Here is a 25,533-nt window from a genome sequence, read left to right on the forward strand (position 1 = left end):
GTGCTGTCCGTTCAGTTGACCTTGAAGTCCGCGGCCTTGGTGTCCAGGGTGGTCCTGCCGTCCTTGGCGGTGGCGAGGACGGCGACGTGCCAGGAACCGTGCGGGGACGAAGCGGCCTCGGCGCCGGACACCTTGGTCGTGTAGGTGCAGCGTACGGTGTCGTCGCCGGCCGACTTGCAGGTGGCCGACTCCGCACTGGCCATGTCCTTCTCGGTCAGCCCCATCTTGGCGAAGGAGGAGTTCGCCGGCCAGGGCAGAATCTTCAGGCTCTTGACGCCGGAGGACGCCGTGACCGCGGTGGTGAAGGTGAGCGAGCCGTCCCGGCCGCTGTCGGGGGCGGTGTAACGGGCGGTGCTGTGCGCCAGGGTGGGGGTCTGGTCCCCGGCGTAGGCGAAGGCGAAGGCTCCGGCGCCTCCGAGGACGACGACACCGGCGGCGACGGACAGAGCGATACGTCGGGACATGGCGGATTCTCCGTAATTGTCTCAGCGGGTTGAAGCCGGCGCTCTTGGCTGCGCCGCTGCATCGATACTCGCAACGGCGAGGCGTCCCGGACCTGAGCACAGGTACTCAACTCGGCCTAGGTGCTTGCACTTGGCTCAACGAGCGGACCAACGCAGGGCGCCCACGACACGCGCACTCCGGTGACAGGGGGGATGATCGGCTCATGCGCATACGACGAGAGGCCCGCTGGGTCCTGTGGGGACTGTGGTTTGCCTGCCTGGTGTTCTCCATCTGGTTCTTCGTGGAGGTGATCAGGCTGTACCTGCAGGCCGAATCCTGGTGATACGGCGATGGATTGAACCCGCCGAGGAGGGCGCTCCGGCCTGCGTCACGCCGGAGCGTCACGCTCGGGCCGCTCCTCAGGACCGCTCAGGCTCGCGACACAGGGACGCGGAGCGTTGAAGCGCTGGAGTTCGGTGACCTCGACCGGCGCCCCGATCTCCGCGAGGGCACCGCGCATCAGTCCCAGGTGAATGGAGCAGACGACGCCCGGCAGTTCGTCGGCGACCTTACGGAAGGGGCAATGACGCAGGAGGATCCGATTGCCCTCCTCGTCCACCTCGGGATCAAAGCCCATGCGGGCGAGCATGGACTCCATCTGCCCGATCGCTTCGTCCCTGCCGGTGCGGGCGAACGGGGCGCGTCGCTCCGTGAGGAAGCGCCCCCACTCCTGGCCGGCCGCGATCGACGCCGTCTCGGGTTCCGGGGCGGTGGACGCGAGCTGGCTCGCCAGGATCTCGGCGAGGAATCGGTAACCGTCGCCGACCTCGTCGCGTACCGGCTGGGCGGCGGTGTACACCATGCTCGGGCGGCCAGGGCCGACAGTGCTCGCCTGCTCTTCCCAGATGTGGTTGTCCTGCATCAGGCGGTTCAGATGGAACCGGACCGTGTTGGTGTGCAAACCCAGCTCGGCGGAGATCTCCTGCACGGTGACGGGCTTGCCGGACCGGCGCAACAGGTCGAGGACGGCCTGTCGGGTGTCGTTGGTGAGGCCTCGGCTCGGCCTGCCGGCACTTGAATCGACCATAGGGCGAATTATGACAGATTTTTAGTAGAAACCAAGAAGCGGTCAGGTCTGGCGGTGGACGGGGGCCGGTGCTGGTCTTCCCCGGGTCTGGAAATCGCCTGCGGGTACCATCGCTGATATGTATCAGAAATACCTACCGGAACGTCAGGATCCCGGTAACCCTGACATCAGAGGCCGCGAGGACATCGAACGGCTGGTCACCCAGTTCTACGGGGCGGCCTTCGCCGATCCGCTCCTGGGCCCGGTCTTCATCGGCATCGCACGGATGGATCTCGCCGAACACCTTCCGGTGATGTGCGACTTCTGGGAGACGATGCTCTTCCGCGCGGGCCTGTACCGCAGGAACGCCTTCACGGTTCACGCCGAACTGCACTCCCAGGCCTCGCTCGGGGGCGCCCACTTCGCGCGCTGGCTCGCCCTCTGGACGCAAACAGTCGATCTGCTCCACTCGGGAGAGAAGGCCGAGCTCGCCAAGGAACGGGCTCGCCGGATCGCCTGGTCGCTGGACAAGCGGCTCAACGGCGGGAGCGGCAGCGAGTTCGTGACGATCCACCGTCGTCCGCGCCGCACCTGGTCCCAGGGCTCGCGCTAGCGCGTCTCATATTTATGAGATAAATTGGCTGCAGTATCGGGCGGCGTCTCAGCGGAGGCGGAGCCCGTGACCTACGTGATCGCGCAGCCATGCGTGGACGTGAAGGGAAGGCATGCGTCGAGGAGTGCCCGGTCGACTGCATCTACGAGGGGCAGCGGTCTCTGTGCATCCATCCCGACGAATGCGTCGACTGTGGTGCCTGCGAGCCGGTGTGCCCTGTCGAGGCGATCTTCCACGAAGACGACCTGCCAGCCGAGTGGAAGGACTGCCTGCGGGCGAACGTAGAGTTCTTCGACGAGCTCGGGTCGCCGGGCGGTGCGTCAGCTCTGGGCCTGATCGAGCGCGACCACCCCGTGATAGCCGCCCTGCCGCCGCAACAAGGCGCGGCGTGAGCGCCGGCCCTCGTGACGCATCCCCGTGACGCATCCCTTGGCGTTCTCACCGCGTGACACCGGACCACCTGGACAAGCCTCAAAGGAGGACCCCATGAACATCACCGAGGTCGCCGGCATCGCACGGCACCGCGCCCCCGTCCCCGGTGGACCCACCGTGGCCCTGCTCACCCCTGCCGACGCCTCCGGGTAAGTCGGCGTCTTCCATGTCGAGATCCCGGCCGGTGGCGGCATGCCCGAGCACGATCACGGGCCTTCGGAGATAGTGCTGATCCCGCTCGCCGGGTCGGTCGAGCTCCGGCACGACGGGCTCGCCCGGACCCTGTCGCCCGGCATGACCGCTCATATCGCCGTCGGCGAGCGCGTCAGCCTCGCCAACCCGGGAACCGAACCGGCATCCGTCATGGCCATGGCCAGCCCGCCCGACTTCACCCGGTCCCTGGCAGGCTGGCCCACCACGTGAAGGAGTCGACAGCGGCCGCAGAGCACGCAGAAGGGCCACACGAGCCATGAACACCACCGCCACGGTGACGGCCGGTGCCGTGACCTTCGTCTGGCTGGGGATGGTCCTCGCCATCTCCTTCGTCGAGGCACCGCTGAAGTTCCGCGCCCCCGGGGTGACCATCCCACTCGGGCTCGGGATCGGCCGCCTGGTCTTCCGGGCCCTGAACCTCATCGAGGTCGTGCTCTGCGTCGCGGTGATCGTCGCGGTCGTCGCCAGTGGCGCGTCGGCAGTCGCCGCGGGGGCCACGTCGGCGGCGGCGGTGCTGCTCGCGGCGCAGCTCGGGATCGGACGGCCCCGACTCAACCGGAGGACCGACCGGGTGCTGGCCGGAGAGAACCTGCCGCGCTCCCGGGGTCACCTGTACTACGTGGCCTTGGAGCTCGCCAAGGTCTTCGCCCTGCTCGTGCTGGGGGTCAGCGTGCTGACCGGGTAGACCGGCCGGGTGCGTGAGCGTGGGGCCCCATGGCGCTGGCTCGTGGTGCGGCGGCCGACAGGCGAAAGGTGATCCTTGACCCAAGGCCGTGGACGACGAGCGGCGCCTGGTGCTGACCGTCACCGAGGCGGGGTGGCGACTGCAGCGCGAGGCCATCGACATCCCACAGGCCATGCTGTGCCAGCTGGGCCTGTCCCCGGCGGAGGAACACCAGCTGCGGATGCTGTGCGAGCAGGTACTTCGCACTCTCGCGGGCTCGTCGGCACACCCTTCGGCACCGACGGCGGCGCCGCGATGACGGCGCGCCGCTGCCTGGCCCTTACTCGGGCGGGGACCCGGCGGTGGGCTCGGCGTCGTGCAGGGCAACGAGTTCCGCCAAGTCGTTCGCGACCATGACCTGAGCGAGACGTCCGGCGACCGCCACCACTTCGGGCCATACCGTCGCCTGAAGGTACTCCGCGTCGGTGTCGCTGGGTGCCTCGGCCTGCGCGGCGTTGAGCGCGACGCCCAACTCCCGCATGAGAGTGACCTCTTCCAGACTAGCGGTGGAGCGATCTAGTGGACGATGCGGGTGACAGCCCCGTCCTCGGGATCCCCGTACATCGAGATCAGCTGCGCGTCGCTCATGCCGTCGACTTCTTCGCTTCGCTCGACTGGAAAGATCACGTGGGTGCCCTGGTCCGTCCAGTACTCGACGACGCGGTGTGTGGCGGTGGCTCGACTCATGCTGTGCTCCCTTGCGGCGCGTGGGGTTCAGGTTGCGTCTGCGAAGGTTGAGGGTCAAGGGGCAAAGGGGCTTCCGTTTCGACTTGCGGAGGCGTATGTTCCGCTTACCCCGCGTCGGCTCCTTGCGAGGAGCCGGCCCGCCGGTCCCGGGGCGGCGGGCCCGCGGGGGCCAAATGCCTCGTCATGGCCACATGCTTCAAACACCGATGCCGGTGCGGGATTCGTCTCACTTCGACTCCTGCATCGCATGCGATCCTGTGCCGAATGCAAAGGCCCAGGCCCAGGCGACCACCGCCGCATTCGCGCGAGGAGTCCCTCCCGCCCTGGGGTTTCGCGTCGCCGAGCCGACGGTCGTCAGGGAGAGGTCGGGGCCGAAGGTCTCGCACGGACGACGGCCTGGTCGCCTCGTGGCCCGAACAGATGCAGGATCTCCACCGCGCTCGTGCCCGCCGGACCGAACCAGTGCGGTTCCCTCGTGTCGAACTCGGCCACTTCACCGGGGTGCAGCGTGGATTCGTGGTCACCGAGGATGAGACGCAGCTCGCCGGCGAGGACGTAGAGCCACTCGTAGCCCTCGTGGGTCACCAACTTCGGCTCGCGGGGCGCCAGTACGTGCTTGAACACCTGCAGCCGGCCCGGGTACTGGGTCAGGGGCACGAGGATGCTGCCGTCGTTCTTGCGCAAGGGCGTGAGATGCACCCTTGGGTCACCGGTGGCCGGAGCCGCCACGAGTTGGTCGAGTGCGACCCGGTGCGCTCGCGCGAGGGGGATGAGCAGGTCCAGCGTCGGGCGCCGCTTGCCTGATTCCAGACGGGACAGCGTGCTGACCGAGATACCGGTAGTGGACGCCAGCGCCTCCAGCGTGAGCCCTCTGTCCTGGCGCATCGTGCGCAGCCGTGGCCCGATGCCGTCGAGGATCTGCTCCAGTTCCGTGTCCACGTGGTCCAGTGTGGAGCCTTTTGCAGCCTTCGCAAAAACGCTGGTCGGGGGCGGTCGGCCTGTCTGAGCCTTGCCGGGCTGGTACTCCCGGACGTGAGAGGTAGACCGTGACCACAACGACGACTCCCCCTGCTCAGGCAGTCCTGAGCGCGCGCAGACGCTGGACGGTGCTGGCCGTCTGCTGCCTGAGCATGTTCCTGGTGGGCCTGGACACCACCATCGTCAACGTAGGTCTGCCCGCCATCGGGCGCGGCCTGGATGTCGGGACACGCAGCCTTGAGTGGACGGTGGACGCGTACACCATCGTCCTGGCCGGTCTGCTGATCTCCTCCGGTGCGTTGGCGGACCGCTTCGGGCGCCGCCGGGTGTTCCAGTGCGGCTTGATGGTGTTCGGCGCGGCCTCGCTGGTCTGCGCGGCGGCACCTTCGGTGGACGCGCTCGTGGCGGCCCGTGCCGTTCAGGGCGTCGGCGCCTCGATGCTCAGTCCGGTGGCGCTCGCGATCGTGGTGAACGTGATGACCGATCCGAAGGAACGAGCGCAGGCGATCGGCGTCTGGGCGTCCGTGTTCGGGCTCAGCATGGCCCTGGGCCCGGTTACGGGCGGTGCGCTCGTCGGGGTGTTCGGCTGGCGTTCGCTGTTCTGGGTCAATGCCCCGGTCATAGTGATCGCCCTGGTGCTCAGCGCGGTGTTCGTGCCCGAGTCCCGGGGGCCGCGGGCGCGGCGCCTCGATGTGCCGGGTCAGGTCCTGCTGACCGCGGTCATCGGGGTCTGGGTCGGCGTCCTCATCGAGGGGCCGCGCATCGGCTGGACGTCGCCTGCGGCTCTGGTCGCCTACGGGGTCGCGGCCATGGCGACGGTCGGGTTCGTAGGGGTCGAGGCCCGCCGGGACGAGCCGCTGATGGATCTGCGCCTGTTCCGGAGTCCGGTGTTCAGCGGTGCGGTCCTGGGCGCCGTGGCGGTCTTCGTCGCCTTGAACGTGACGCTGCTGCTCAACACCCTCTACTTGCAACAAGCCCGAGGATTCACGCCACTTGCCACCGGGTTGGCGACCCTGCCCATGGCTTTCGGAGCGACCGTCTGCGCACCCTGGTCCGGCCGTCTGGTCGGTCGTGTCGGGCCACGGCTGCCGCTGAGCCTGGCCGGCGGCTTCATCACGGCAGGCGGCCTGTGTCTGATCGGGCTCGACCGGCACACGGGCGTGGCGCTGCTCCTGTTCGCCTACTTCCTCATCGGGATCGGTTTCGGCTTCGCCAACGCGCCGATCACCAACACCGCGGTCAGCGGCCTGCCTCCCGCCCGCGCCGGTGTGGCCGGAGCGATCACGTCCACGGCACGGCAGTTGGGCTCCGCGCTCGGGATAGCCATCGCCGGCGGCCTGGTCGCACACACCGGCCCGGCGGGACTCGCACAAGCCTCCCGCCCGGGGTGGTTCCTGGTCGCCACCTGCGGACTGCTCCTGCTGCTCATGGCCCGTGCGTCGCGGTCGAAGGGCTGAAGACGGCGTTGCGCAGTGTTTGTCGAGCCTGCGACGCACACTGGTGGCGCTGCGTCAGGCCGAAGCGGAGTCAGCGGCATCGGGCAAGGCGACTCTCGCACCCGCGCCGAGTCTGACGGACATCGAGTGGCTCGCCGCGGCGACCGCGGACGCGGGGGTACGCGTCGACGTGCGCTTCAGCGGCGAACGGCGGCCCCTCCCGGCCGACATCGAACTGTGCGCCTACCGGATCGTGCAGGAGGCGCTGACCAACGTGGTCCGGCACGCGGGCACCGGGCACTGCCGGGTGACCGTCGACCACAGGGACGAGGAACTTTCGGTCGAGGTCGTCGACGACGGTCGCGGCGTCACCGAGAACGGCTCGGCCCATGGCTTCGGCCTCGTCGGCATGCGGGAGCGGGTCGACCTGCTGCACGGACACCTCAGCGCCGGTCCGCGTCCGGGGGGGCGGCTTCCGAGTGGTGGCGCGCCTGCCGCTGCCCAAGCCCGTCGGCGTGCCGGGGGAGGCCCGGTGACCGTCCGAGTCGTACTCGCCGACGACCAGCCGTTGGTACGGTCCGGTCTCCGCGTGCTCATGGCCGACCACCCCGACCTGGAGGTCGTCGGTGAGGCCGCCACCGGCGCCGAGGCCGTCCAGTTGGTCAACGAAGTCAGCCCCGATGTCGTGGTGATGGACATCAGGATGCCGGGCATGGACGGGATCGAGGCCACTCGCCAGATCACGGCCGGACCGGCGGTGACCCGTGTCCTCATGCTGACCACGTTCGACGAGGACGACAACATGTACGGCGCCCTGCGGGCCGGCGCGAGCGGCTTCGTGGTCAAGGACATGGCCCTGGACGACATCCTCGCGGCGATCCGCGTGGTGGCTGCCGGTGACGCACTGATCGCACCGAGCGTGACGCGCCGTCTGATCGCGGACTTCGTCGGACGCCCCCCGGTTGCCCCGGAGCGCTCCCCACGGCCCATCGAGGGCCTCACCGAGCGGGAACGGGAAGTGCTGGCTCTGGTCGGCCAGGGCCGGTCCAACAGCGAGATCGCGGGGGACCTCTTCATCACGGTGGCCACCGCGAAGTCGCACGTGTCACGGCTGTTCACCAAACTGGGCGCCCGGGACCGGGTTCAGCTCGTGATCACCGCCTATGAAGTGGGGCTGGCCAAGCCGCCGAGCTGAGCACGCCGACGCCGGAATGCTGTGAGTGGCTTGCGCGGTGCGACCTTCCTTGCGTCAAGTCACTTGCTCTGAGCGGGGAACCCGCAGGTCCGCTCACTGGACGACTGGCTCAGTGGATGAGTCACTGTCCCAGCTCTTGCCGCACCGGGTCTCCATGCCCCACTCTTGGCGAGGCTTTCGGCCGTGGACCCGGCCTTGCCACATAGGTGACTGACACTCAATTCCGCATCACCCAGGGGGGAACCGGTGTCGAATCGGCCTGCTCCTAGGCCGGCAGCGTCGGCAGCGTCGGCCCTGCGCGGTTGGCGCGCGCCCGGCACATCCGAGGGCCGATTCCTCAGCTGTCAGCCTGCCTACGGCAGATCCGGGCCCCGCCGCGCGCAGGGGCGTCGTCCCCCGTAGTCGCCGGCCTCGATCGCCGCATCCGCCGCTGCAACGCCCCCTGCTCGTCCAGAAGCCGCCCCGCCTCAGGCCCTCCCCGGCCCCGCGGGACGGAACCCGCACCTCACCGCGCCCCTCCGTATCGCACCACCCCCACACCCCACCGATCGAACAGGACGCGACATGGAAATCTCCCGCCGAAGACTCCTCGCAGCAGCCGCGGCAAGCGTGGTGGCGGCGGCCATCGATGTCGGCGGACTGCGAGCCACCGCCAGCGCTGCGACCCAGGCTGCCCCGACCACCGGATCGACCTTCGGCCTGACGACGCTGGACGTGACCGTGCAGCGCGGTCCGGATCTCGGCGAGGGCTACCACGGCATCGTCGCGGCTCCCGGCGAGCCGCACATCGTCCGCCGGGACCTCGTCAACGTCGCCGCTCCTCACATCACCCGCTCACTGGCCGCGTTCGCCCAGATGACGGACCTGCACATCATCGACGACCAGTCACCGCTGCGTGTGGAGTGCCTCGACCGGCTCGCGGACTTCGGCCCCCCGCACTACAACTCGTACCCGACCGCATCCGCCTATCGGGCCCACGAGTTCCTCTCCACGCACTCCACCGACGCCATGTGCCGGGCCATCAGGGCGGTCGGCCGGGGCCCGCGCACCGGCGCCCCGCTGACCTTCACCGTCGTCACCGGCGACGCGGTCGACAACTGCCAGTACAACGAGACCCGTTGGTACATCAACCTGCTCGACGGCAGCACCGTCCGACCCGACTCCGGCAACCTCGCCGAGGACGAGAGCGTGTCGAGCGGTGTCCTCGGTCCCGACGTCAACTACTGGCACCCGGAGGCGCGTCAGAACCCGCCGGACCACAACGACGTCAACGGCTTCCCGGTACTCCCCGGTCTGCTGGCGGCCGCCCGCAGACCGTACACCGCCAGCGGCCTCGGCATGCCGTGGTACGCCGCCTACGGCAACCACGACGCGCTGGTGCAGGGAAACGTCCCGCCCGACGTGCTGCCCTTCGACCCGCTGAAGAAGATCGCCACAGGGTCGACCAAGCTCACGCAGGTCACCGGCGTTCCGGACGTCTTCAACTACACGGACCCCTCGTACTACATCGAGTTCCTCAAGGACATCATCACCGGCGAGTTCACCCTGAAGACCGCCACGGTGACCTCGGACTCCGCGCGCCGGCTGCTCTCGCGGCAGGAGTTCATCTCCGAGCACTTCAACACCAGCGGGCTTCCCTCCGGGCACGGGTTCACTTCGGGCAGCGACAAGGCGTACTACGCGATACCGTCCGGGGCGAACGACCTCGTGAAGTGCCTCGTCCTGGACACCACCAACGGGAGCGGGGGAGCCGACGGCGCGCTCGGCCAGGACCAATGGAACTGGCTCCAGAGCCAGTTGAAGGCCAACAGCTCCCGGTACGAGCGCGACGACTCCGACGGCACCAAGCCCCGGACGGTCGTCACCCAGCCCGGCGTCACCGACAAGCTGTTCGTCGTGTTCTGCCACCACACGATCGACTCGATGGGCAACACGGACGGCGACCACCCTTACAGCGGCGCGGACCTGCGCGACCTGCTGCTGCGCTTCCCGAACGTGGTCCTGATGGTCGACGGCCACACCCACGCCAACAACATCACGGCCCACCGTCCCGCCTTCCCCTCCACCCTCGGCCACGGCTTCTGGGAGGTGAACACCGCCTCGCACATCGACTGGCCCGTCCAGAGCCGACTCCTGGAGATCGCCGAGGGCGACGGCCTGCTGTCCGTCTTCACCACCATGGTCGACGCCGACGCGCCGTTGTCGGCAGGCGGGGACACCAGCACCGCGGCGGCGCTGGCCTCCGTGGCGCGCGAGCTGTCCGCCAACGACCTGCAGGAAGTGGGCCGGGGCATCGACGAGCGCCGCGGCACCCCCGACGTGCGCAACACCCAGCTGCTCATTCCGGCGCCCTTCACCATCCCGTCCGGTGGTGGCACGCTGCTCCCCGGCGTCGGCTGGCCGCAGGTCCAGCAGGGGCAGAGCGGTGAGAAGGTCAAGACACTGCAGTACCTGCTGAACGCTCGCGGTGCGGCCCTGACCGTGGACGGCGCCTTCGGCCCCGCCACGGCCACCGCCCTGCGGTCCTTCCAGACCCGGATCGCCCTGACGGCCGACGGCATCGCCGCCGCGTCGACCTGGCAGGCGCTCGCCGTGACGGTGCAGCAGGGCAGCACCGGCCCGGCGGTGGCGGCGACGCAGAGCCAGTTGAAGACGCATGGCGCGGCGCTGACCGTGGACGGCGTCTTCGGCCCCCTCACCGCCTCAGCCCTGAGGTCGTTCCAAACCAGCCGCGGACTCACGACCGACGGCCTGGTGACCCCACCCACCTGGCAGGCGCTCCTGGCACCCTGACATCACCGGGCACCCGCAGCACGCTCGACCGCCCCCTCGACGGAGGCGGTCGAAGGTGCCCTTGGGCGTAGTCCGGTATCAGCTGGGGCACCGCCCTCAGTTGCGTCTGCGCCGCGGCCCTGGCGGCCTCCGGTTCGGCGGGGCGTGCCCCATGAGGCGTGCCAGTGGCCGCACTCGACTCCCAGGTGGCGCCCTCTTCGCGCGGCGAGCTGACGGGCCGGCCGGGTCGGCCTCCCGCAGGCGGCGGGCCGCCACCGCTCCGAGACGGGCTGCGTTTGTGTCGATCGCAGCGTGGCAGGAGCGCGCGGAAATCTGTCGCGCCCCGTGAGAGCGAGCCGCTAGCCTCCGCCTGGACTCAGCGAGGTACGTCACCGCGAAACGGAGCCGGACATGGGGACTGAGCGCACGCGGACCGACCGTTTGGGCCTGCTGCTCGAACAGTTCGACTACGCCAGGGAGAGAGCCGAGGTTCGGCTGACCGGGCTCAGCGACGAGGAGTTCCTCTGGGAGCCGGTACCCGACTGCTGGTCGATCCGGCGTCGGGGCGAGGCGACGACGCCGAGGGCCTTCGGGCCGGGTGACTGGCTGCTCGATCAGGGCGCACCGGAGATCCCGGCAAGCGAGTACGCGGAGGTGGCCCGGCAGGCCGCCGACGGCATGTCGGTCGCCAAGATCGCCGAGGACTGGAGCGTGAGCGTCGAGCGGGTCGAGCAGATCCTCAACCACAGCAGCCCGCCCGAGCCCGACGAGACCCCGGTGACCACGATCGCGTGGCGGCTCGGGCACCTGCACGTCGGCTTCGCGGGCCAATGGGAGTGGACCTTCGGAGACCGGCGGCAGGAGCCGAAACAGCTGGTCGACTTCACTCCCGATGCCACCGTGGCGGTCGAGCGGTTCTGGGCAGTGATCGACCGCTGGCGCGACAGCGTCGCCACCGTTACCGACGAGCAGCTCGAAACGATCGGCTTCTCGCAGTACCCGTACGGCTCCGACCCCGACGATCCGTACCTCGACGTGCTCTGGGGGACCAACCTCGAATTCATCCACCACATGGCCGAGATCGCGCTGCTTCGCGACCTCTGGCGGACCCGCCTCACCACTCGCGCTTAGGCCCGTCAGCGAGGCAGCCACGGGACCAACCCCGAGACCGGTGAGGCATTCTCGGCCTGGGCGCCGCCGTCACCGCCACCGCACATCGCCTGCTCGTACAACTTCGGCAGCGCGTCGTCGAGCGGATGGTGCCGCGGCGCCCCCGAGGAGTCCCGCTTGTTCCACCTGATGAGGTTGAACGCGACGGACATCTGCCGCTTGCCGTCGGCCCGGGTCAGGGACATCGTTCCGGCTCCCCAGACGTGCCCTCGTTGCCCCAGAAGGTGCCGCAACCCGGGATGCCGACCTTCTGCAGTCCGAGGCCGTAGTCGATCGTCGTTCCGTCCAGGGCACGGACCGGGACGGTGTGCTGCATCTCCGCCAGCGACGACGGGTTGACGATCTTGCCGTCGAGCAGTTTGCCGTAGAAACGCCGACCACAGCAGCGTCGCCCGCCGACTCGAACAGATCGCGAAGAACCTGGACTTCGAACTCACCGAACCCACCGGGCTGACCCGGGCCAGGCTCGCCCTCACCGCATGGCGGCTGCTCAACGAGTGAGTACGATCCGCCTTCCCGCATGATGGCATGGGGTCATGAGGCGAGGCTGTTCAGCGCGGCTTCGGCCAGTTCAGGCCACTTCCCCGCGTGGGTGTGGGGAACGGCGACCCAGTCCTTGAAGGGACGGTGCTTGCTGGAAGGGTCGAAGAATTCGGCACCGGGGAGGGCGAGGGCTGCGGTGTGCGTGGGGGTGCCGTCCCCGAGTTTGAAGGCGAGGTAGTCGTCCTTGAGGCAGGCGAAGGCCTTGCCGTGGGCCTTGAGGGCGCGCTTGCCGAACATCGCACCGGCGGTCGCGCCCTGGTGGGCGAGGTCGGCCGCGATGTCGTCGAAGACTTCATCGGGAGTCATGAACGGGCTCCTCCGTCGTGGGGGATGAGGCGGCTGCGTCGGCAGAGCAGGGAGTCGCGTTCCGCCCGCCTGCCGACCCTACCGAATGCGGCGTCGCAGGCGGCTGCAGCGGCCGAGGACGGGCAGGGCCGACGGGCGCCGCTCGCACGGGTCCGATGCCGTGCTCACCCCAGCCACACCATGAGCACTCCAGCCAGCCCGTGATCATCCCTCCGGTGCTCAGTGGACGGCCCCCGGGAAGTCTGCCGCCTCGCCCACCAGACTCTCCGCCTCGTCGAGCCGCTCGACGATGAGCATCGCCGCATCGTCCGCCAGACGGCCCCCGGTGTGGCGGACCAAGCCCTGATGCAGACGCGACAGGAACTGCGGCGGAGTGCACGGGTACACCGCCTCCATGGCGTCGGCCAGGGCGAAGAATTCGTTGTCGGAGCTGCGGGCTTCGATCACCCCGTCGGTGTGCAGCAGCAGACGGTCACCGGGTGTGAACGGATAGCTCTCCGGCTCGCTGGGAAGAGCGGGGACGAAGTCTTCGAGGCCCAGGGGAGGCAGTGGGGAGGAGGGGATCAGGGCCTCCACCTTGCCCTCGCGCAGTATCAGCGGGGGCGGATGGCCGCGATTGACGACCCGGACCACGAAGTCGTCGGAGACCTCGACGACGAGCGCCGTGACGAAATCCTCGGAGGGATCTTCCCCGGGGCCCTGATGGGCCGCATGCGGCACGGCGCGCTCCCGGCGCAGTGCGGCCGCGCAGCGATTCATCACTTCCGCCAGATCATCCTCGTAGTGTGCTGCCTCCCGGAACGCGCCCAGCACGGCCGCGGCCAGGCGCACGGCAGGCAGCCCCTTCCCGCGGACGTCGCCCACGATCATCCGGACCCCGTACCGGGTCTGCGTCGCCTCGAACAGATCGCCGCCGATCTGCGCCCCCTCCTCCGCCGCCAGATACAGGCCGGCCATCTGCACCGGCCCCAGCCGGTCCGGCACTTCGCGCAGGACGACTTGTTGAGCCGCCTCGGCGACTCGGCGAACCTGGTCGAGTTGGATACGTCTGCGCGTACGCATGGCATTGCTCACGGCGGCGCTGGCCACCGAAACCATCAGGAGAGACAGAAGGTTGCTGTAGACCTGGCCACCCCAACTGTGGTGGAGGGTGGCCGTCGTCACGGTGACAGCACCGGCCCCGACCGCCGCCGAGACGATGCCTCTCGGGCCCCACGTCAGCGAAGCCAGAGCCGGTGTCGCGGCGAGGATGGGGCCGGTCACCACATCATGCGCGGGCGAGAGCTCGATCAGCAGCGCAAACAGCACGATCATGAACGGCACGCACTGACCGAGCCTGAAGAGGACCCGGCCATGACCGCCTGCTCCTGACGCGCCGGACGAACGGTAGAGCGACCCCATGGCTACAGCCTGACTCACTTGAAGTCCGGTGTTCCACTCAAGGCCCTTTTGTCCCCACAAGGAGTGGAGATACCGCTCGCTACGCTCCGTCAGCGCACAGACGTCCGTGAGCGCGCTGTCAGTGCGCCGGGGCGGGGTCCAGGAGTACGCCCGGGTTCAGGATCCCGGCCGGGTCGAGCGCCTGTTTCGAGGCGCGCAGGGCGAGGGCGAAGGGTTCTGGACGCTGGCGGTCGTAGCCGGGCCGGTGGTCGCGGCCGACGGCGTGATGATGGGTGACGGTCGCGCCGTGATCGTGGAGGATGTCCATGGCCGCGGCCTTGATCTCGTCCCACATCGCCACTTCGGAGCCGCGCCTGCCCGGTGCGATCACGGTGAAGTACGGCGCGGGGCCGTCGGGGTAGACGTGGGTGAAGCGGCAGTTGATGGTGCCGGCCGTGCCCGTCACCTCTTTCACCACGTCGGCCAGCCGACTCCGTACCGACTCGTACAACGCCGGTGCGCGCTCCCAGGTGCAGGCCGTTTCGAAGGTCTCACTGATCACGCTCATACGGGCGAGCGCGTCACGTAGGTAGGGCATCCGCAGGAACGCCGAGCGCCAGGTGTCCGCGGCGGTGTCCGGGCCGGCGGAGTCCCCGACTGTGGGTGTGCCGCCATGATCACGGGCGAGCGCGACGAGTTCGGCCAGGCGTTCCTCGACGGGGGAGTGTGCCGATTCCATGCCCAGGACGAGGACGCTTTCGCCGTTCTGTGTGATGCCGGCCAGGCCGGCCTCCCCGGGGTCGAGGAGTCGGCAGTTCGCCGGGTGCAGGCCCGACTGCGCGACGGCGCGCACCGCGTCCATGGCGGCGTGGACGTCATCGAACAGCACCGTCGCCGACGCCTTGTGGCGCGGGCGCTCCTGGAGCCGCATCCAGGCCTCGGTGATCACGCCGAGCGTGCCCTCGGAGCCCAGGAACAGCCGGTCGGGGGAGGGGCCCGCACCGGAACCCGGCACCCGCAACGACTGGCTGACGCCGGCCGGCGTCACCACACGCAGCGATTCCACGAGGTCGTCGATGTGGGTGTACAGCGTGGCGTAGTGGCCTCCCGCCCGCGTGGCGAGCCACCCGCCCAGCGTCGAGAACTCGAAGCTCTGCGGGAAGTGGCGCAGGGTGAGTCCGTGCGGCCGCAGCTGGTCCTCCAGGGCGGGGCCGAGGACGCCGGCCTGGATCCGCGCGGCCCGGCTGACCCTGTCGATCTCCAGCACCTGCTCCATCGCCGACAGGTCCAGAGACACGGCACCGCGGTGCTGGTCGGCCCGGCACTCGACGCCACCGACGACCGAACTGCCCGCGCCATACGGTACGACAGCCACCTCGGCGCTCGCCGCCCAGTCGAGGAGGTCCGTGACGTCCTGCTCGGTGCGGGGGCGGGCGACCTGGTCGGGCGCTGCCGCGAGGTCTCCGGTGAGTGAGCGCATCACGTCGCGGTAGGCCTTGCCGTAGGTGTGTGAGGCGCGGTCCCTGGGTGCGTCCGACATCAGAGGCGCGAGTGCCGGGGGCGGTTCCACGCGGACCTTCGGCAGGGCGAGCGCGGACACGTCCGGTACGGGCAGGGGGGTGTCCGCCGCCCCGGGCAGCAGCTGCCCGAGCGCGGCGCATTCGGCGTCGGACAGTGCCTTGTCCTCGGCACCCCAGCCCCACCAGGAGCGGCGCGGGGAGGTATCGGTCGATGACGCCCTGGCCGTGCTGCTCTCTGCCACGCTAATTGACCCTCCGGTAATTTACCTCTTGGTAATTTACCGCAACGTATAGTTCCGCCATGACGACCGCAAGAGCCTCGACCCCGGCGGATCCGGCGGGCGGCGAACGGGAACGCGACCAGCCCCGGGCCCGCACCGCGGGCACCAAGGGCGTTCCGCGGGCCCACCGGGAACAGCAGATCCTCGCCGCCGCCCTGGAGGAGTTCGGCAGGCACGGCCACGCCAAGGCGTCCATGGCCGAGATAGCCCGCCGCGTGGGCGTGACGAAACCGCTGCTCTACACGTACTTCGGTTCCAAGGACGGCCTCTACGCGGCGTGCGTCGACCACATCGGCCCGCACCTGCTCGAGGCGATCGAGCAGGCCATGGCGAAGGACTCACCGGAGGGCGGGCTGCCCCTCGCCGTGCTCACCGCCCTCTTCCAGGCGCTGGAAGGTCGGCGGCACGCCTGGTTCGTGCTGTACGACCGCACCCTGCCACCTGATTCCGAGCCCTGGCACACGGCCAAGCGCCATCGCGAGGCGATCGACGAACTGGCCGCCACCGGCACCGCCACCCTGCTGCGCGTCCAGGGCAACGACGATGACCTGGACGCGGACGCGCTCAAGCACCTCTGGACGGGCACGGTCAGCGCACTGGTCGGCTGGTGGATCTCCCATCCCGAACTCTCGGCCCAGGACATGAGCGCACGCTGCGCCCGCCTCCTGTCGGCTGCCCGTGTCGTTGCCTGAAGGGGAGGGTTACGGCAAGGGCGACCGCGTCCACCGGAGTTGAGGTCAGGTGGTGAGATCGCGTTGGATGGCCCGGTGGAGCGCACAGAAGCCGAACTGTTCACTGACGGTGGCAATGACGCGGTGGTTCGGCTGCCCGGCCGACGGTTCCCCGGGGTTCTGCTGCAGGGGGACTCCCTGCACATCCTTCGCGGCGACGTGGCCGACGTGCTGGACGCCTGCGAACGAGGTGACCTGGACGAGGCCCGGGAGTCCGCCGGCTCTGTCCTCGCGAGCCTGGATGCGCTCCTGGTGCGGTACGCAACCGTGTTGGACGAGCACAACATTCGGCGGCCGTACTGAGCGTCTCGCCCCACTTGCCGAGCGGGTCGGAGACGCTCGCCGGCGGTTGACGAGGGCACCGGCGTAGGCCGCATACGCATCGAGCCGCCGCATACACATCGAGCCGCTCCTGCCGGAGCTTCTCGCGGCGTGTGGCCAGGCCGTGCCGCTGCCTCTCGGAGAGGCAGGGCCTGGCGCGCTGCCGGGGCAGGCCGCCGACGAGTTGGCTCCGTGGGGTCCGGATGGTCGCCTGCGGGCGGCGGGTCAGCGGCGCCGGGCGATGGTCACCCCGTCGCGCACCGGCAGCATCACCGAGTCCACCCGTTCGTCGGCGGTGATCAGGTCGTTCAGGCGCCGCATGGCCAGGTAGCGGTCCTGCTGGTACGCGGGGTCGAAAACGCGGCCGCCGAGGAAGACGTTGTCCAGTACCACCAGCCCACCGGGGCGCAACCGGGGCACGATCTCCTCGTAGTACGCGGGGTAGTTGACCTTGTCGGCGTCGATGAACGCGATGTCGATGACCGGCTCGGTGTCGAGCGCGCGCAGCGTCTCCAGCGCGGGGGCTATGCGCAGGTCGATGCGGTCGGCCACGCCCGCACGCTCCCAGTAGGGTCGGCCGATCGCGGCCCACTCCTCGCTGACGTCGCAGGCGAGCAGCCGGCCGTCGTCGGCCAGGCCACGGGCGATGCAGAGGGTCGAGAAACCGGTGAAGACGCCGACCTCGACCGCGAAGCGGGCGCCGGTCAGCCGCGTCAGCATGGTGAGCAGCGTGCCCTCGTCGGCGGACACCTGCATCTGGGCGGCTTCGCCGGTGGCCGTGCGGGTGGCGACGGCCAGCTCCGTGAGGATGTCGTCGGCCGGGGTGTGGTGGCTGAGCAGGTAGTCGCCGACGACGGGGGCGACGGGCTCCAGCTCGGCGCCGTCGATCGGGTCGGTCCACTCGACGACGAGTTCCTCCTGGGTGGCGAAGCGCACCAGGTGACGGGTGATCACGTCCTGGACGCGGGCCAACGACTCGGCGTCGACCGCGGTGGCGGTCAGTTCCAGGCGATCCGGAGAGGCCGTGAGGTTGCAGGTTCCGGCGGCAACCGTGATCGTGCCGCGGCCGTCGGGGGTGAGGGTGGTGCCGGCCTTGTGGCCCATGTGCGAGACGAGCTGCTTGAGGTAACGCGCGGGGCGGTCGGTGACGACATGGGCCGTGGCGAGGGGCATGGGACTCCTTGGGTCTCCCGGGTAAGCGGCGAAAATCCTCGCCACTTTCTTGACGTGAGGATTGTGCGGTCGGGGCGGCCGAGTTGTCAAAAGCGTTTAGATTCCTGGACACTTCTCTCCATGGCAGAGGAACAGCCACCCGCACTCGACAGCGACACCGACCAGGACCAGCAACTCCGCGACGAGCAGGGCCACCTTGTGCTGCGCTCGCCCGAGCAGTTCAAGGCCCTCGGCCACCCGCTGCGTCACCGTATGGTCAACGTGCTGCGTCAGCGCCCCGCGACGCTGCGCCAACTCTCCGACGCGCTGGGGATGAGCAAGGGCACCATCGGCTACCACGTGCGCGTGCTGCGCGAGGCCGGCCTGGTCCGGCTGGCCGAGACCCGCCAGGTGCGCGGCGGCACCGAGCAGTACTTCGCGCTGGTCAGTCAAAGCTTCCGGCTCCACGAGGACGCGGTGGTCGGTCCGGAGTTCCTGATCAACGCCGCGCTGGGCGAGATGCTGCCGAGCGGGCCCGGCGAGGCCTCCCACGCCGCACTGCGCCACCTGTGGCTCACCGACGCCGAGGCGCACGCACTGGAAGCCCGGCTGCGTGCGATGGCCGCCGAGCCGCAGCCTACGGACCCCGCGCACGGTCAGCCGTACGGTCTGCTGGTGAGTTTCTTCCGCGCCGACGTGCCCAGCCTGCCGCCGGACGAGCAGAGCTGACGGTCGGCCGGCGGGGGGCGACGTCAGCCGGACCCGCACTTGCCCGGACGGCGTAGCTCGGCCTCATCACAAGCGAGACGCACCCGGGCGAGGTGATGATGAACGGGACTCCGGCAGGGCGGATGGGCAGGCCTGAGGAGATCGCGCACGCCGCGGTGTACCTGGCCGGCGATGAAGCCGCCTTCGTCCACGGCATCGTTCTCGACGTCGACGGCGGACGCACCACGGCAGCGGTGGTCACGCGCTGACGATTCCCCGGCACGGGCCGAGGGGCACGAATCGAGTGCGAGGGGATCGCTCGCTCGGTGCCGGCCGCAGGGTGTGACCGCGGCATGCTGCATTGGCATCACCGACGTCACCGTGTTGGGGGAATGCGCCGTCGGCCGACGGGCCGGGCTTCCGGGATTGATGTGACGATCACTCCAGGGTGGCATGGCGACTCACGCCAATCACCACGGCTTGCAGGAGGACCAATCGATGAACCTCACTCTGAAACGCCTGCTCGGCGCTACCGTGGCGGTGGCCACGGGCGCGACGGTCTTGCTCGGCACCGGGGCCGGCACTGCCAACGCCGTCAGCCGGGCGCACTGCGACCGCGCTGAACGCAGCATGTGGAACAGCGGGCCCGGCACCGACGTGATCGGCCACAACTGCAGCATGCCCGACACTAAGCGCCGCTGGTACAGGATCGAGATCGACACGCTGGTGCAGACCCACTACAAGAATGAATACGTGGACGGCGGGGTCGCCCGGACCGTGACCGTGCACGACAGAAGCGTCAGGTGCCTGGGTTACACCTCCAACAAGGGCACGGTGCACTGGTTCGGCTGCCCGCCCTCCTGACACACCGGGCGAGTTCTCCCACGCCGTGGCCCCTGCAGACCGCGTTGCCGAGGGGATCTGCCTCAGCCCCTGTGGTCGGTCACGGCACGTGTTGGCCGCAGGGGCCCGGCAGCGGTGAGCTGCTGGCCAGGTCTTCGTCGAGCTTGGCTGCCAGGTCCATGGCGAGAGTCGGAACGTGGCGGGCGGCCCACTGCCTGGTGCGGGAGAGGGAGCCGTGCGGTTCGTCCTGCACGGTATTCAGGATCCCGGGTAGGTCGGTCGCCCGTCAGGATCTCGATGGGAGGTCCGAAGGGAACTCCATCAGCATGATCCGTTCACGCCTCCGGGGAACGGTTCGGCCTACCGCAAGAAGTTCACGGGGAAATACGCGCACCGGACCCTGGACGTGGGACACAACGTTCCGCAGGAGGCTCCGCAGGCCTTCGCAGGGGCTGTCGTAGACGTCGATAGGTTCTGACCGCATGAGGGCAGGGCCGGGCAGGGCCGGGCAGGGCGGGGCAGCGCGGGCCTGGGCGCACGCGTTGGCGTCGCCGGGGCATGGCGACCGACCACGACCAACACCCTGACGGACGGTCTGGGAGGATCAACGCCGTGTCCGATTACATAGGTTGGCTTCGTGCATGCGTCGGCTCCGCCCCGATCCAGCTCGCCTTCGCCGCGGTCTGCGTCGTTGACGAGGGCCGGGTGCTCCTGCAGCGCCGGAGGGACGACGGCGCGTGGGGCTTCCCCGGCGGCGCCGTCGAACTCGGGGAGTCGGCCGAGGAGGCCGCGGTCCGCGAGGTCCGGGAGGAAACCGGGCTCGACGTACGGGTCACCGGGCTGCTCGGTGTGTACACCAAGTACTGGCACACCTATCCGAACGGAGACAGAGCCCAGCCCATCACGGTCTTCTTCCGCGGTACGCCGATCGGCGGGGCCGTGCCTGGTGCCGCCTTGCCGGGACATCGGTCGATGCCGAGACACTCGAAGTGCGCTACTTCCCTCTTGATGACCCGCCGCAGGCCCTGACCAACCAGCAGCACGCGGACGCCCTGGCAGATTTGCGCGCCGGACGCAGCGCTGTCCATCGCTGAACGGGTCACCGCCGGTTTCGACAAGGCCCTCGTCGGCTGTCGGCGCCTGACACGGTGAGTTGCCAGGTCAGTCGGTCGGCAGGGTCAGAGGGTCCGGTCGGGACAACGTCTCGGAGAGCGGCAGACCGTCCCTTGCGGCAGCTGTCCGACGCGCCCGCAGTTCGGCTCTCGTCCTCGGACGGTAGTTGGGCTCCTTGTCACACCCGCAGGCCGATCGCCCTTCGTAGCGCAGCCCTTCTCCCAACACCGCAGCCACCACGGACCACCCGCGGACATCACGCCTGGGCGGCGGAGCGAAGTCATGGCCGGCGCAGATGAGGGGCCGAGCGCAGTTCGGGCACAGGTGCTCCCGCCGTGGGTCTGCATGCTGCTTGAAGCTGACACGGCACGAGACGCACGCGTAGTGCAGCTTGTACTGGGCCACGGCGTAGATGCACATCGGATCACCGTACCGAGCCACCCTTCAGGCAGACCAGCCGATTCGAGCGGTCCGCGGTGAGTCCGGGTCCCCTGCGATTGCTACCGGCTGGGTCCTGCCTCCAATACGCGGGTACCCGGGGCGCAGGTCTTTGTCAGTTCGTCGAGTTCAGGGGGTGACAGCCTCCGGGCGGAGCCGCGTCGGCTGTGGTCGAGTTGTGCGGATGCGGTCAGGAGCCACTGGGGGAGGGGGGCGACGCCGATGAACTCGGCCAGGCGGGTCAGTTCCGCGGCGGGATGGTCGAGGAGGTCCTCGTAGGCGAGCGTGGTGCGCTGGTCGGTGGGCAGCCGGCTGAGGAACTCCGTGCCGTCGGTGACCAGTTCGGACCACAGGGTGCCGAACGTCCGCAGGGGGAGGTCTCGGTCTCGTACGAGCGCAGGATCGAAGCGGTCTTCGAGCAGTGGGGACAGATCCGCGGGCAGTGAGCGTACGTGCTCTTCGGTCAGGTCGGCGAAGCTGGTGATGCCTGCTCGTGCCTTGATCTCGCGCAGCAGAGAGATCGTGCGGTATCCGGGATGACGGCTCATGGACAGGGCGCAGTCCGGTCCGTCTCGGAACATGTGCACGAACCGCGCGTCTGGGAACGTCGCTCGTAGTTTTGGCGCCCAGCCTGTCGAGTAGCCGGAGCGTTCCACGACGGCCGTCCGATCGAACCGCGCGCAGAGCAGGCCATAGAGCGCCTGGTGGTGTTCGGCGGCGGTGCCCTCGGGCCACTGGACCACCACTGCTTGGAGCTCGTCGAGGAGCCCGTCCGGGTCGTCGGTGAGGTGCGGCAACACCATCAGGGAGAGCGCGGGAATGCCGGTGGTCTCCGTCGCGTATCTTCCGGGGCGGCGTGTGTAGAGGAATTCCGGCAGCGGCAGTCCGCTACGGATCATCCGCTCGAAGTGCGGGGCGGGCCGGAAGAGCGTCTGCCAGAACTCCTCACCTGTCACCTTCCCTTCAGGGAAGGCGGCATCGCCCACGGAGGCCATGAACTCGTTGAGGCTCAGTACGTCCGGGTGGGCGTTGAGGATGCGTGACAGCGCGGTCGAGCCGCTACGCCCCGTACCGATGACGAAGGTCAAGGAACGCACAGACAGCCTCCGCAACTTCGTGACACCCAGGACCGAACTCCAGCTACCGGAGCACTATCCATGACCGCGCCGGCCCCAAACGGGGTCTGGCGCAAGTACCGCAGGGCGTGTGACAAGGGTGCCGTCTGATGTCTTCATCCTCGATGGGCTCGAGTGACCGGGCACTGTCCCAGGCTTCAGTCAGCCAGCCGTCGGACGCATCCTCGGCGAGCCGCGCAAGGGTCGTGTCGTAGTAATCAGCGACTGCCTGACGGTTGACCCACCACGCGGGGCCTTCATAAACACCAGGGCGCGGCAGCGTCATTTCGCCTGCGAGGCCAAGAGCGAGCTGATTGCTGGAGGCTGTGGTCTCCAGGGCATCCCCGTCGCCGAGCAACGCATCCGCGTCGTAGACCTCCACGACGCGGCGGCCTGGGGTGGCCCTGCAGCTGTACTCGGCCAGGAGTGCCATGGCGGCGATGCCTTTCCTGTTGGGCGGCGATCTTCGAGTGGAAGGGCTCGGGGGGCTGAGGGCAATCATGGACTCGTTGGGGCGCGCGCGGCAGCTGTGTTGGGGTCGGCGCATAGGGTGCCTGGATGATGGAGGTACCAGAGGCGTTGGCGCGGAGCACCGTCGAGCGTGAGGGGGAGTCCGGGGCGGAGTGGATCTCCGAACTGCCCCGGATCGTCGACGAGTTGCTGGAGCGTTGGGGATGTGAGCTCGACGGCGCGATCATGCACGGGGGAGTCGGGGTCATCGTCCCGGTGCGCCGGCGGGACGGGGCGACCGCTGTGGTGAAGGTGTCGTTTCCCCACCCGGGCAACGTTCATGAACCGGATGCTTTCGCGGCCTGGGGCGGGCGCGGAGCCGTGCTGCTGCACGAGCGGGTCGACGAACGGTTCGCGATGTTGCTGGAGCGGGTGCGGACCTCGACGCTGGCGGAGGTCGAGGACGGTGATGAGGTGGCGGCGGTCGCTGGGCGAGTCGGTCGCCGACTGGCCATTCCCGCCCCGCCTGATCTGCCCCGGCTGCGGGAGCGGGCCGATGCCTGGGAGGAGGAACTGCGCAAGGATGCCGTAGAGCTTCCTCACGCTGTGCCGGGGCGTGTGGTGGACGCGGCCGTGGCGACCGTCCGCGAACTGGGTCGCGTCCAGCCAGACATCCTCATCCACGGCGATCTCCACGCCGGGAACATCCTGCGCGCCGACCGTGAGCCGTGGTTGGCCGTCGACCCCAAGGGGTACGTGGGAGATCCCGCCTACGACGGCGGCACACTGCTCAAGTCACGCGCGCTGACACTTCTGGAAGCGGACGATCTGCCCAAGGCTGTCCACCGCGTCCTGGACATCTTCGCCGAGGCCGCGGAAATCGATCGCGTACGCGTCGAGCGTTGGGCCCAGCTCCACGCCGTCCAGGCCGCGTTCTGGGGCCGTCGGCACGGCTTCCGGAGGGCCCGCGGTGGGCCGGGGCTGGACTGGCTCATCGCGTTCGCGGACCGGCTGGCAGAGCTGCTCACGGAACGCGCCTAGGTGACGATCCTGCGGTGCCGTTGATGGCGGCCCGGTGCTGTTCGTCGGCTCACCTCACCGCCCCCGAGACGGCTCCGCGCCGACCGCTTTCGGACTGCGAGACGGAAGGCGGTGCGTGTCATGCCGATGTGTGGCACCTTGGATGGAGCTGGCCCGCCGCTTTCCCCCGTAGCGGCGGGCCAGTCCTGCTTGATGGCGCAGGCCGGGGTGGTGGCGGCCGGTGGGCCGGGGCGAAACCAGCCCCGGAAAACTCGCGTGCGTCGCTCTCCCGGTCCCGGCTACTGTCCTGGCTGTGCAGGTGCGCAGGTTGTGGCTACTTCGCCTCTCAAGCGGGTAACGCGGGTTCGAATCCCGCCGCCGGTGTGGTGCCGGTGTCGTCCAGCGGCCCAGGACGCCTATAGTGCGCTGCCGCCGACTTCGAACTCTGCACACCGAAGGCACGAGCCGCCCGCCACGGGGGAGTTGAGGCGGGCGGCTCGTGCCGAGCTCAGCGTCGGCCCGGCCCGACCCGGCCAGCCCGGACAGCCTGGCCGATCCGGAACCGACCCGCCCGATCCGCTGGATCTTTCGGCACCGAACGGTTTGGGGACTGGGGCCGCCATCTCGCCGCGCGGCTGTCCGTCTGTGGTGGCATACAAGGGTTCCCCCCTGCGCAACGCTGTCCCTGCCCCGGTGCGGTGCGGGGCGCGCCGTGCTGATCGATTCATGAAGGATCCCTATCGTGCCGACCCCGGTGGAAACCGTCGTCCCCGCTCCCGAGCAGCTGGTGCACTCCGAGGTGGAGCGCATTCTGCATACCTTCCTGGCCGAACGGGCTCTTGGCCGGGACAGTGAACCGGCCTTGCCGGAGGAACTGTGGCCGGTTCTCGCGACGTATGCCCTGCGCGGCGGAAAGCGCCTGCGTTCCCTGCTGTGCGTCATGGGCTGGCATGCCGCGGGCCGCCGTAATGTGCCCGCCTATGTGATCCGGGCGGCGTCGTCGTTGGAGCTCTTCCACGCCTGCGCGCTGTTGATCGACGACGTCATGGACGACAGCGAGCTGCGCCGTGGTGTGCCGACCGCTCATCGCGCCTTGGCGCGGAACGGAGCGAGAGGCGGAGCGGGGCGGTTCGACGAGCGGCTGGGCGTCAACGCCGCGATCCTCCTGGGCAACCTCGCTTTCACCTGGTCCGACGAGCTCTTCCGCGGCGCCGGCATGACCCCCGGTCAGCTGCGGCGCGGCTACACGGAGCTGGACGCGATGCGCACTGCCACGGTCTACGGCCAGTACCAGGACCTGCTCGCCGCGCATCAGGGCTCCTTCCGCGCCGAGGAGGCGCTCTACATCGCCCATTTCAAGACGGCCCGTTACACCGTCGAGGCGCCGCTGCGGCTCGGCGCGGCCCTGGGGGACGCCGATGACGAACTGCTGTGCGGGCTGAGCGAGTTCGCCGTCCCCCTGGGGATCGCTTTCCAGCTCCGGGACGATCTCCTCGGCGTCTTCGGGGATCCGGCACAGACGGGCAAGTCGCACAGCGACGACCTGCGTGACGGGAAATGCACCGTCCTCGCCGCGCTCGCCGTGTCCCTCGGCAATGCCACACAGGCCGCTCGCCTGCTGGAGTTGCTGCGGGCGGGCATCACGGACACGGAGGACCAGGATGAAGCACGCCGTCTCATGGAGGCCACCGGGGCGCGGGCAGCGGTCGAGGAACGCATCGGCGTCCTGAAGGGCGAAGCGCTGACCGCGCTGGACGCCACACGGATGCCCCGGGGGGTGGCCGACCGCCTTCGGGACATCGCGGGCTCCTCGCTCGCCCGTGTCGCCTGACAGCGGCAACGAAAGTACTTCTCCGCTCCTCCCTGAGGCCGATGCCCGCAA

28 protein-coding genes and 4 pseudogenes are annotated in these 25,533 nt (G+C 69.3%); 19 read left to right on the top strand and 13 right to left on the bottom strand.

Features of this window, described 5'->3' with window-relative positions:
- Nucleotides 1-11: 11 nt before the first annotated feature.
- On the bottom strand, nt 12-464 hold the full coding sequence (locus ACWGKT_RS13955; protein WP_453273768.1) for a DUF5707 domain-containing protein: 453 nt from the start codon (nt 462-464) through the stop codon (nt 12-14).
- Nucleotides 465-832: 368 nt separating this feature from the next.
- Nucleotides 833-1,531 (bottom strand): helix-turn-helix transcriptional regulator, encoded by a 699-nt coding sequence (locus tag ACWGKT_RS13960; protein ID WP_453273769.1) that lies wholly within the window; start codon nt 1,529-1,531, stop codon nt 833-835.
- Nucleotides 1,532-1,649: 118 nt separating this feature from the next.
- Here ACWGKT_RS13960 and ACWGKT_RS13965 point away from each other — a divergent pair, with 118 nt between their 5' ends.
- From ACWGKT_RS13965 to ACWGKT_RS13985, 5 genes and pseudogenes are all read left to right on the top strand, one after another.
- On the top strand, nt 1,650-2,123 hold the full coding sequence (locus tag ACWGKT_RS13965; RefSeq protein ID WP_453273770.1) for a group III truncated hemoglobin: 474 nt from the start codon (nt 1,650-1,652) through the stop codon (nt 2,121-2,123).
- A gap of 66 nt (nt 2,124-2,189) precedes the next feature.
- A pseudogene (gene fdxA, locus ACWGKT_RS13970) lies at nt 2,190-2,515 on the top strand (ferredoxin).
- 214 nt (nt 2,516-2,729) lie between these two features.
- Complete coding sequence (locus ACWGKT_RS13975; RefSeq protein ID WP_453273884.1) at nt 2,730-2,978, top strand: cupin domain-containing protein; 249 nt, start codon at nt 2,730-2,732, stop codon at nt 2,976-2,978.
- A 46-nt stretch (nt 2,979-3,024) separates the two neighbouring features.
- On the top strand, nt 3,025-3,453 hold the full coding sequence (locus ACWGKT_RS13980) for a hypothetical protein (protein ID WP_453273771.1): 429 nt from the start codon (nt 3,025-3,027) through the stop codon (nt 3,451-3,453).
- A gap of 88 nt (nt 3,454-3,541) precedes the next feature.
- Complete coding sequence (locus ACWGKT_RS13985) at nt 3,542-3,751, top strand: hypothetical protein (protein WP_453273772.1); 210 nt, start codon at nt 3,542-3,544, stop codon at nt 3,749-3,751.
- Between the two features lie 21 nt (nt 3,752-3,772).
- On the opposite strand, the gene ACWGKT_RS13990 is transcribed toward ACWGKT_RS13985, so the two are convergent.
- The 3 genes from ACWGKT_RS13990 to ACWGKT_RS14000 form a co-directional block, all read right to left on the bottom strand.
- Nucleotides 3,773-3,973 carry a hypothetical protein gene (locus tag ACWGKT_RS13990; RefSeq protein ID WP_453273773.1) on the bottom strand — a complete coding sequence of 67 codons (201 nt, stop codon included), beginning with the start codon at nt 3,971-3,973 and terminating at the stop codon, nt 3,773-3,775.
- Nucleotides 3,974-4,008: 35 nt separating this feature from the next.
- A complete protein-coding gene (locus ACWGKT_RS13995) occupies nt 4,009-4,179 on the bottom strand; it encodes a hypothetical protein (protein WP_235454081.1) in 171 nt (56 codons plus the stop codon).
- A gap of 354 nt (nt 4,180-4,533) precedes the next feature.
- Nucleotides 4,534-5,127, bottom strand: coding sequence for a helix-turn-helix domain-containing protein (locus ACWGKT_RS14000; protein ID WP_453273885.1), 594 nt, complete (start codon nt 5,125-5,127; stop codon nt 4,534-4,536).
- Nucleotides 5,128-5,225: 98 nt separating this feature from the next.
- Between ACWGKT_RS14000 and ACWGKT_RS14005 the strand changes: the two genes are divergently transcribed.
- The 5 genes and pseudogenes from ACWGKT_RS14005 to ACWGKT_RS14025 all read left to right on the top strand — a co-directional run bounded on the left by ACWGKT_RS14005 (nt 5,226) and on the right by ACWGKT_RS14025 (nt 11,691).
- Nucleotides 5,226-6,614, top strand: coding sequence for an MFS transporter (locus ACWGKT_RS14005; RefSeq protein ID WP_453273774.1), 1,389 nt, complete (start codon nt 5,226-5,228; stop codon nt 6,612-6,614).
- A 232-nt stretch (nt 6,615-6,846) separates the two neighbouring features.
- Nucleotides 6,847-7,050, top strand: a pseudogene (locus ACWGKT_RS14010) (ATP-binding protein); the annotation flags it as partial.
- Between the two features lie 75 nt (nt 7,051-7,125).
- Entirely contained in the window at nt 7,126-7,788 is a 663-nt protein-coding gene (locus tag ACWGKT_RS14015) for a response regulator (protein ID WP_453273886.1), read from the top strand.
- A 564-nt stretch (nt 7,789-8,352) separates the two neighbouring features.
- Nucleotides 8,353-10,581, top strand: a complete 2,229-nt coding sequence (locus ACWGKT_RS14020) for a TIGR03767 family metallophosphoesterase (protein ID WP_453273775.1) — start codon at nt 8,353-8,355, stop codon at nt 10,579-10,581.
- Between the two features lie 390 nt (nt 10,582-10,971).
- A complete protein-coding gene (locus tag ACWGKT_RS14025; RefSeq protein ID WP_453273776.1) occupies nt 10,972-11,691 on the top strand; it encodes a DinB family protein in 720 nt (239 codons plus the stop codon).
- A gap of 5 nt (nt 11,692-11,696) precedes the next feature.
- Here the strand turns inward: ACWGKT_RS14025 and ACWGKT_RS14030 are convergent, their stop codons facing one another.
- The 5 genes from ACWGKT_RS14030 to ACWGKT_RS14050 form a co-directional block, all read right to left on the bottom strand.
- On the bottom strand, nt 11,697-11,915 hold the full coding sequence (locus tag ACWGKT_RS14030) for a hypothetical protein (protein WP_453273777.1): 219 nt from the start codon (nt 11,913-11,915) through the stop codon (nt 11,697-11,699).
- Nucleotides 11,906-12,046, bottom strand: coding sequence for a hypothetical protein (locus ACWGKT_RS14035; protein ID WP_453273778.1), 141 nt, complete (start codon nt 12,044-12,046; stop codon nt 11,906-11,908). Before ACWGKT_RS14035 ends, ACWGKT_RS14030 begins: the two co-directional genes overlap by 10 nt.
- Before the next feature lie 218 nt (nt 12,047-12,264).
- Nucleotides 12,265-12,579 carry a hypothetical protein gene (locus ACWGKT_RS14040; protein ID WP_453273779.1) on the bottom strand — a complete coding sequence of 105 codons (315 nt, stop codon included), beginning with the start codon at nt 12,577-12,579 and terminating at the stop codon, nt 12,265-12,267.
- Nucleotides 12,580-12,798: 219 nt separating this feature from the next.
- Nucleotides 12,799-13,980, bottom strand: coding sequence for a PP2C family protein-serine/threonine phosphatase (locus ACWGKT_RS14045; RefSeq protein WP_453273780.1), 1,182 nt, complete (start codon nt 13,978-13,980; stop codon nt 12,799-12,801).
- A gap of 118 nt (nt 13,981-14,098) precedes the next feature.
- Nucleotides 14,099-15,721: an FAD-binding oxidoreductase gene (locus ACWGKT_RS14050; protein WP_453273781.1), complete on the bottom strand. Its 1,623-nt coding sequence runs from the start codon at nt 15,719-15,721 to the stop codon at nt 14,099-14,101.
- Between the two features lie 59 nt (nt 15,722-15,780).
- Between ACWGKT_RS14050 and ACWGKT_RS14055 the strand changes: the two genes are divergently transcribed.
- Nucleotides 15,781-16,452 (top strand): TetR/AcrR family transcriptional regulator, encoded by a 672-nt coding sequence (locus ACWGKT_RS14055; RefSeq protein ID WP_453273782.1) that lies wholly within the window; start codon nt 15,781-15,783, stop codon nt 16,450-16,452.
- Between the two features lie 75 nt (nt 16,453-16,527).
- The gene (locus ACWGKT_RS14060; RefSeq protein WP_453273783.1) at nt 16,528-16,794 is read left to right on the top strand and encodes a DUF6959 family protein; all 267 of its coding nucleotides are present in this window, start codon (nt 16,528-16,530) and stop codon (nt 16,792-16,794) included.
- A 243-nt stretch (nt 16,795-17,037) separates the two neighbouring features.
- Here ACWGKT_RS14060 and ACWGKT_RS14065 read toward each other — a convergent pair whose 3' ends face one another.
- Nucleotides 17,038-17,985, bottom strand: a complete 948-nt coding sequence (locus ACWGKT_RS14065; RefSeq protein ID WP_453273784.1) for a DUF2218 domain-containing protein — start codon at nt 17,983-17,985, stop codon at nt 17,038-17,040.
- A gap of 120 nt (nt 17,986-18,105) precedes the next feature.
- On the opposite strand from ACWGKT_RS14065, the gene ACWGKT_RS14070 reads away from it, so the two are divergent.
- From ACWGKT_RS14070 to ACWGKT_RS14080, 3 genes and pseudogenes are all read left to right on the top strand, one after another.
- Nucleotides 18,106-18,693 carry an ArsR/SmtB family transcription factor gene (locus ACWGKT_RS14070; RefSeq protein ID WP_453273785.1) on the top strand — a complete coding sequence of 196 codons (588 nt, stop codon included), beginning with the start codon at nt 18,106-18,108 and terminating at the stop codon, nt 18,691-18,693.
- Nucleotides 18,694-18,767: 74 nt separating this feature from the next.
- A pseudogene (locus ACWGKT_RS14075) lies at nt 18,768-18,941 on the top strand (SDR family oxidoreductase); the annotation flags it as partial.
- Between the two features lie 229 nt (nt 18,942-19,170).
- On the top strand, nt 19,171-19,536 hold the full coding sequence (locus ACWGKT_RS14080; protein WP_356153502.1) for a hypothetical protein: 366 nt from the start codon (nt 19,171-19,173) through the stop codon (nt 19,534-19,536).
- 79 nt (nt 19,537-19,615) lie between these two features.
- Here the strand turns inward: ACWGKT_RS14080 and ACWGKT_RS14085 are convergent, their stop codons facing one another.
- On the bottom strand, nt 19,616-19,768 hold the full coding sequence (locus ACWGKT_RS14085) for a hypothetical protein (RefSeq protein ID WP_453273786.1): 153 nt from the start codon (nt 19,766-19,768) through the stop codon (nt 19,616-19,618).
- 75 nt (nt 19,769-19,843) lie between these two features.
- Between ACWGKT_RS14085 and ACWGKT_RS14090 the strand changes: the two are divergent.
- Nucleotides 19,844-19,993, top strand: a pseudogene (locus tag ACWGKT_RS14090) (alpha/beta hydrolase); the annotation flags it as partial.
- Between the two features lie 134 nt (nt 19,994-20,127).
- Nucleotides 20,128-20,544, top strand: coding sequence for an NUDIX domain-containing protein (locus ACWGKT_RS14095; protein ID WP_453273787.1), 417 nt, complete (start codon nt 20,128-20,130; stop codon nt 20,542-20,544).
- A 584-nt stretch (nt 20,545-21,128) separates the two neighbouring features.
- On the opposite strand, the gene ACWGKT_RS14100 is transcribed toward ACWGKT_RS14095, so the two are convergent.
- Entirely contained in the window at nt 21,129-22,163 is a 1,035-nt protein-coding gene (locus ACWGKT_RS14100; protein ID WP_453273788.1) for a sulfotransferase family protein, read from the bottom strand.
- Between the two features lie 576 nt (nt 22,164-22,739).
- Between ACWGKT_RS14100 and ACWGKT_RS14105 the strand changes: the two genes are divergently transcribed.
- Together ACWGKT_RS14105 and ACWGKT_RS14110 are read left to right on the top strand one after the other, a co-directional pair.
- Nucleotides 22,740-23,672 carry an aminoglycoside phosphotransferase family protein gene (locus tag ACWGKT_RS14105; protein WP_453273789.1) on the top strand — a complete coding sequence of 311 codons (933 nt, stop codon included), beginning with the start codon at nt 22,740-22,742 and terminating at the stop codon, nt 23,670-23,672.
- A gap of 721 nt (nt 23,673-24,393) precedes the next feature.
- Complete coding sequence (locus ACWGKT_RS14110) at nt 24,394-25,482, top strand: polyprenyl synthetase family protein (protein WP_453273790.1); 1,089 nt, start codon at nt 24,394-24,396, stop codon at nt 25,480-25,482.
- The last annotated feature ends 51 nt before the right edge of the window (nt 25,483-25,533 follow it).

The organism is Streptomyces sp. NPDC054794, from assembly GCF_053611585.1.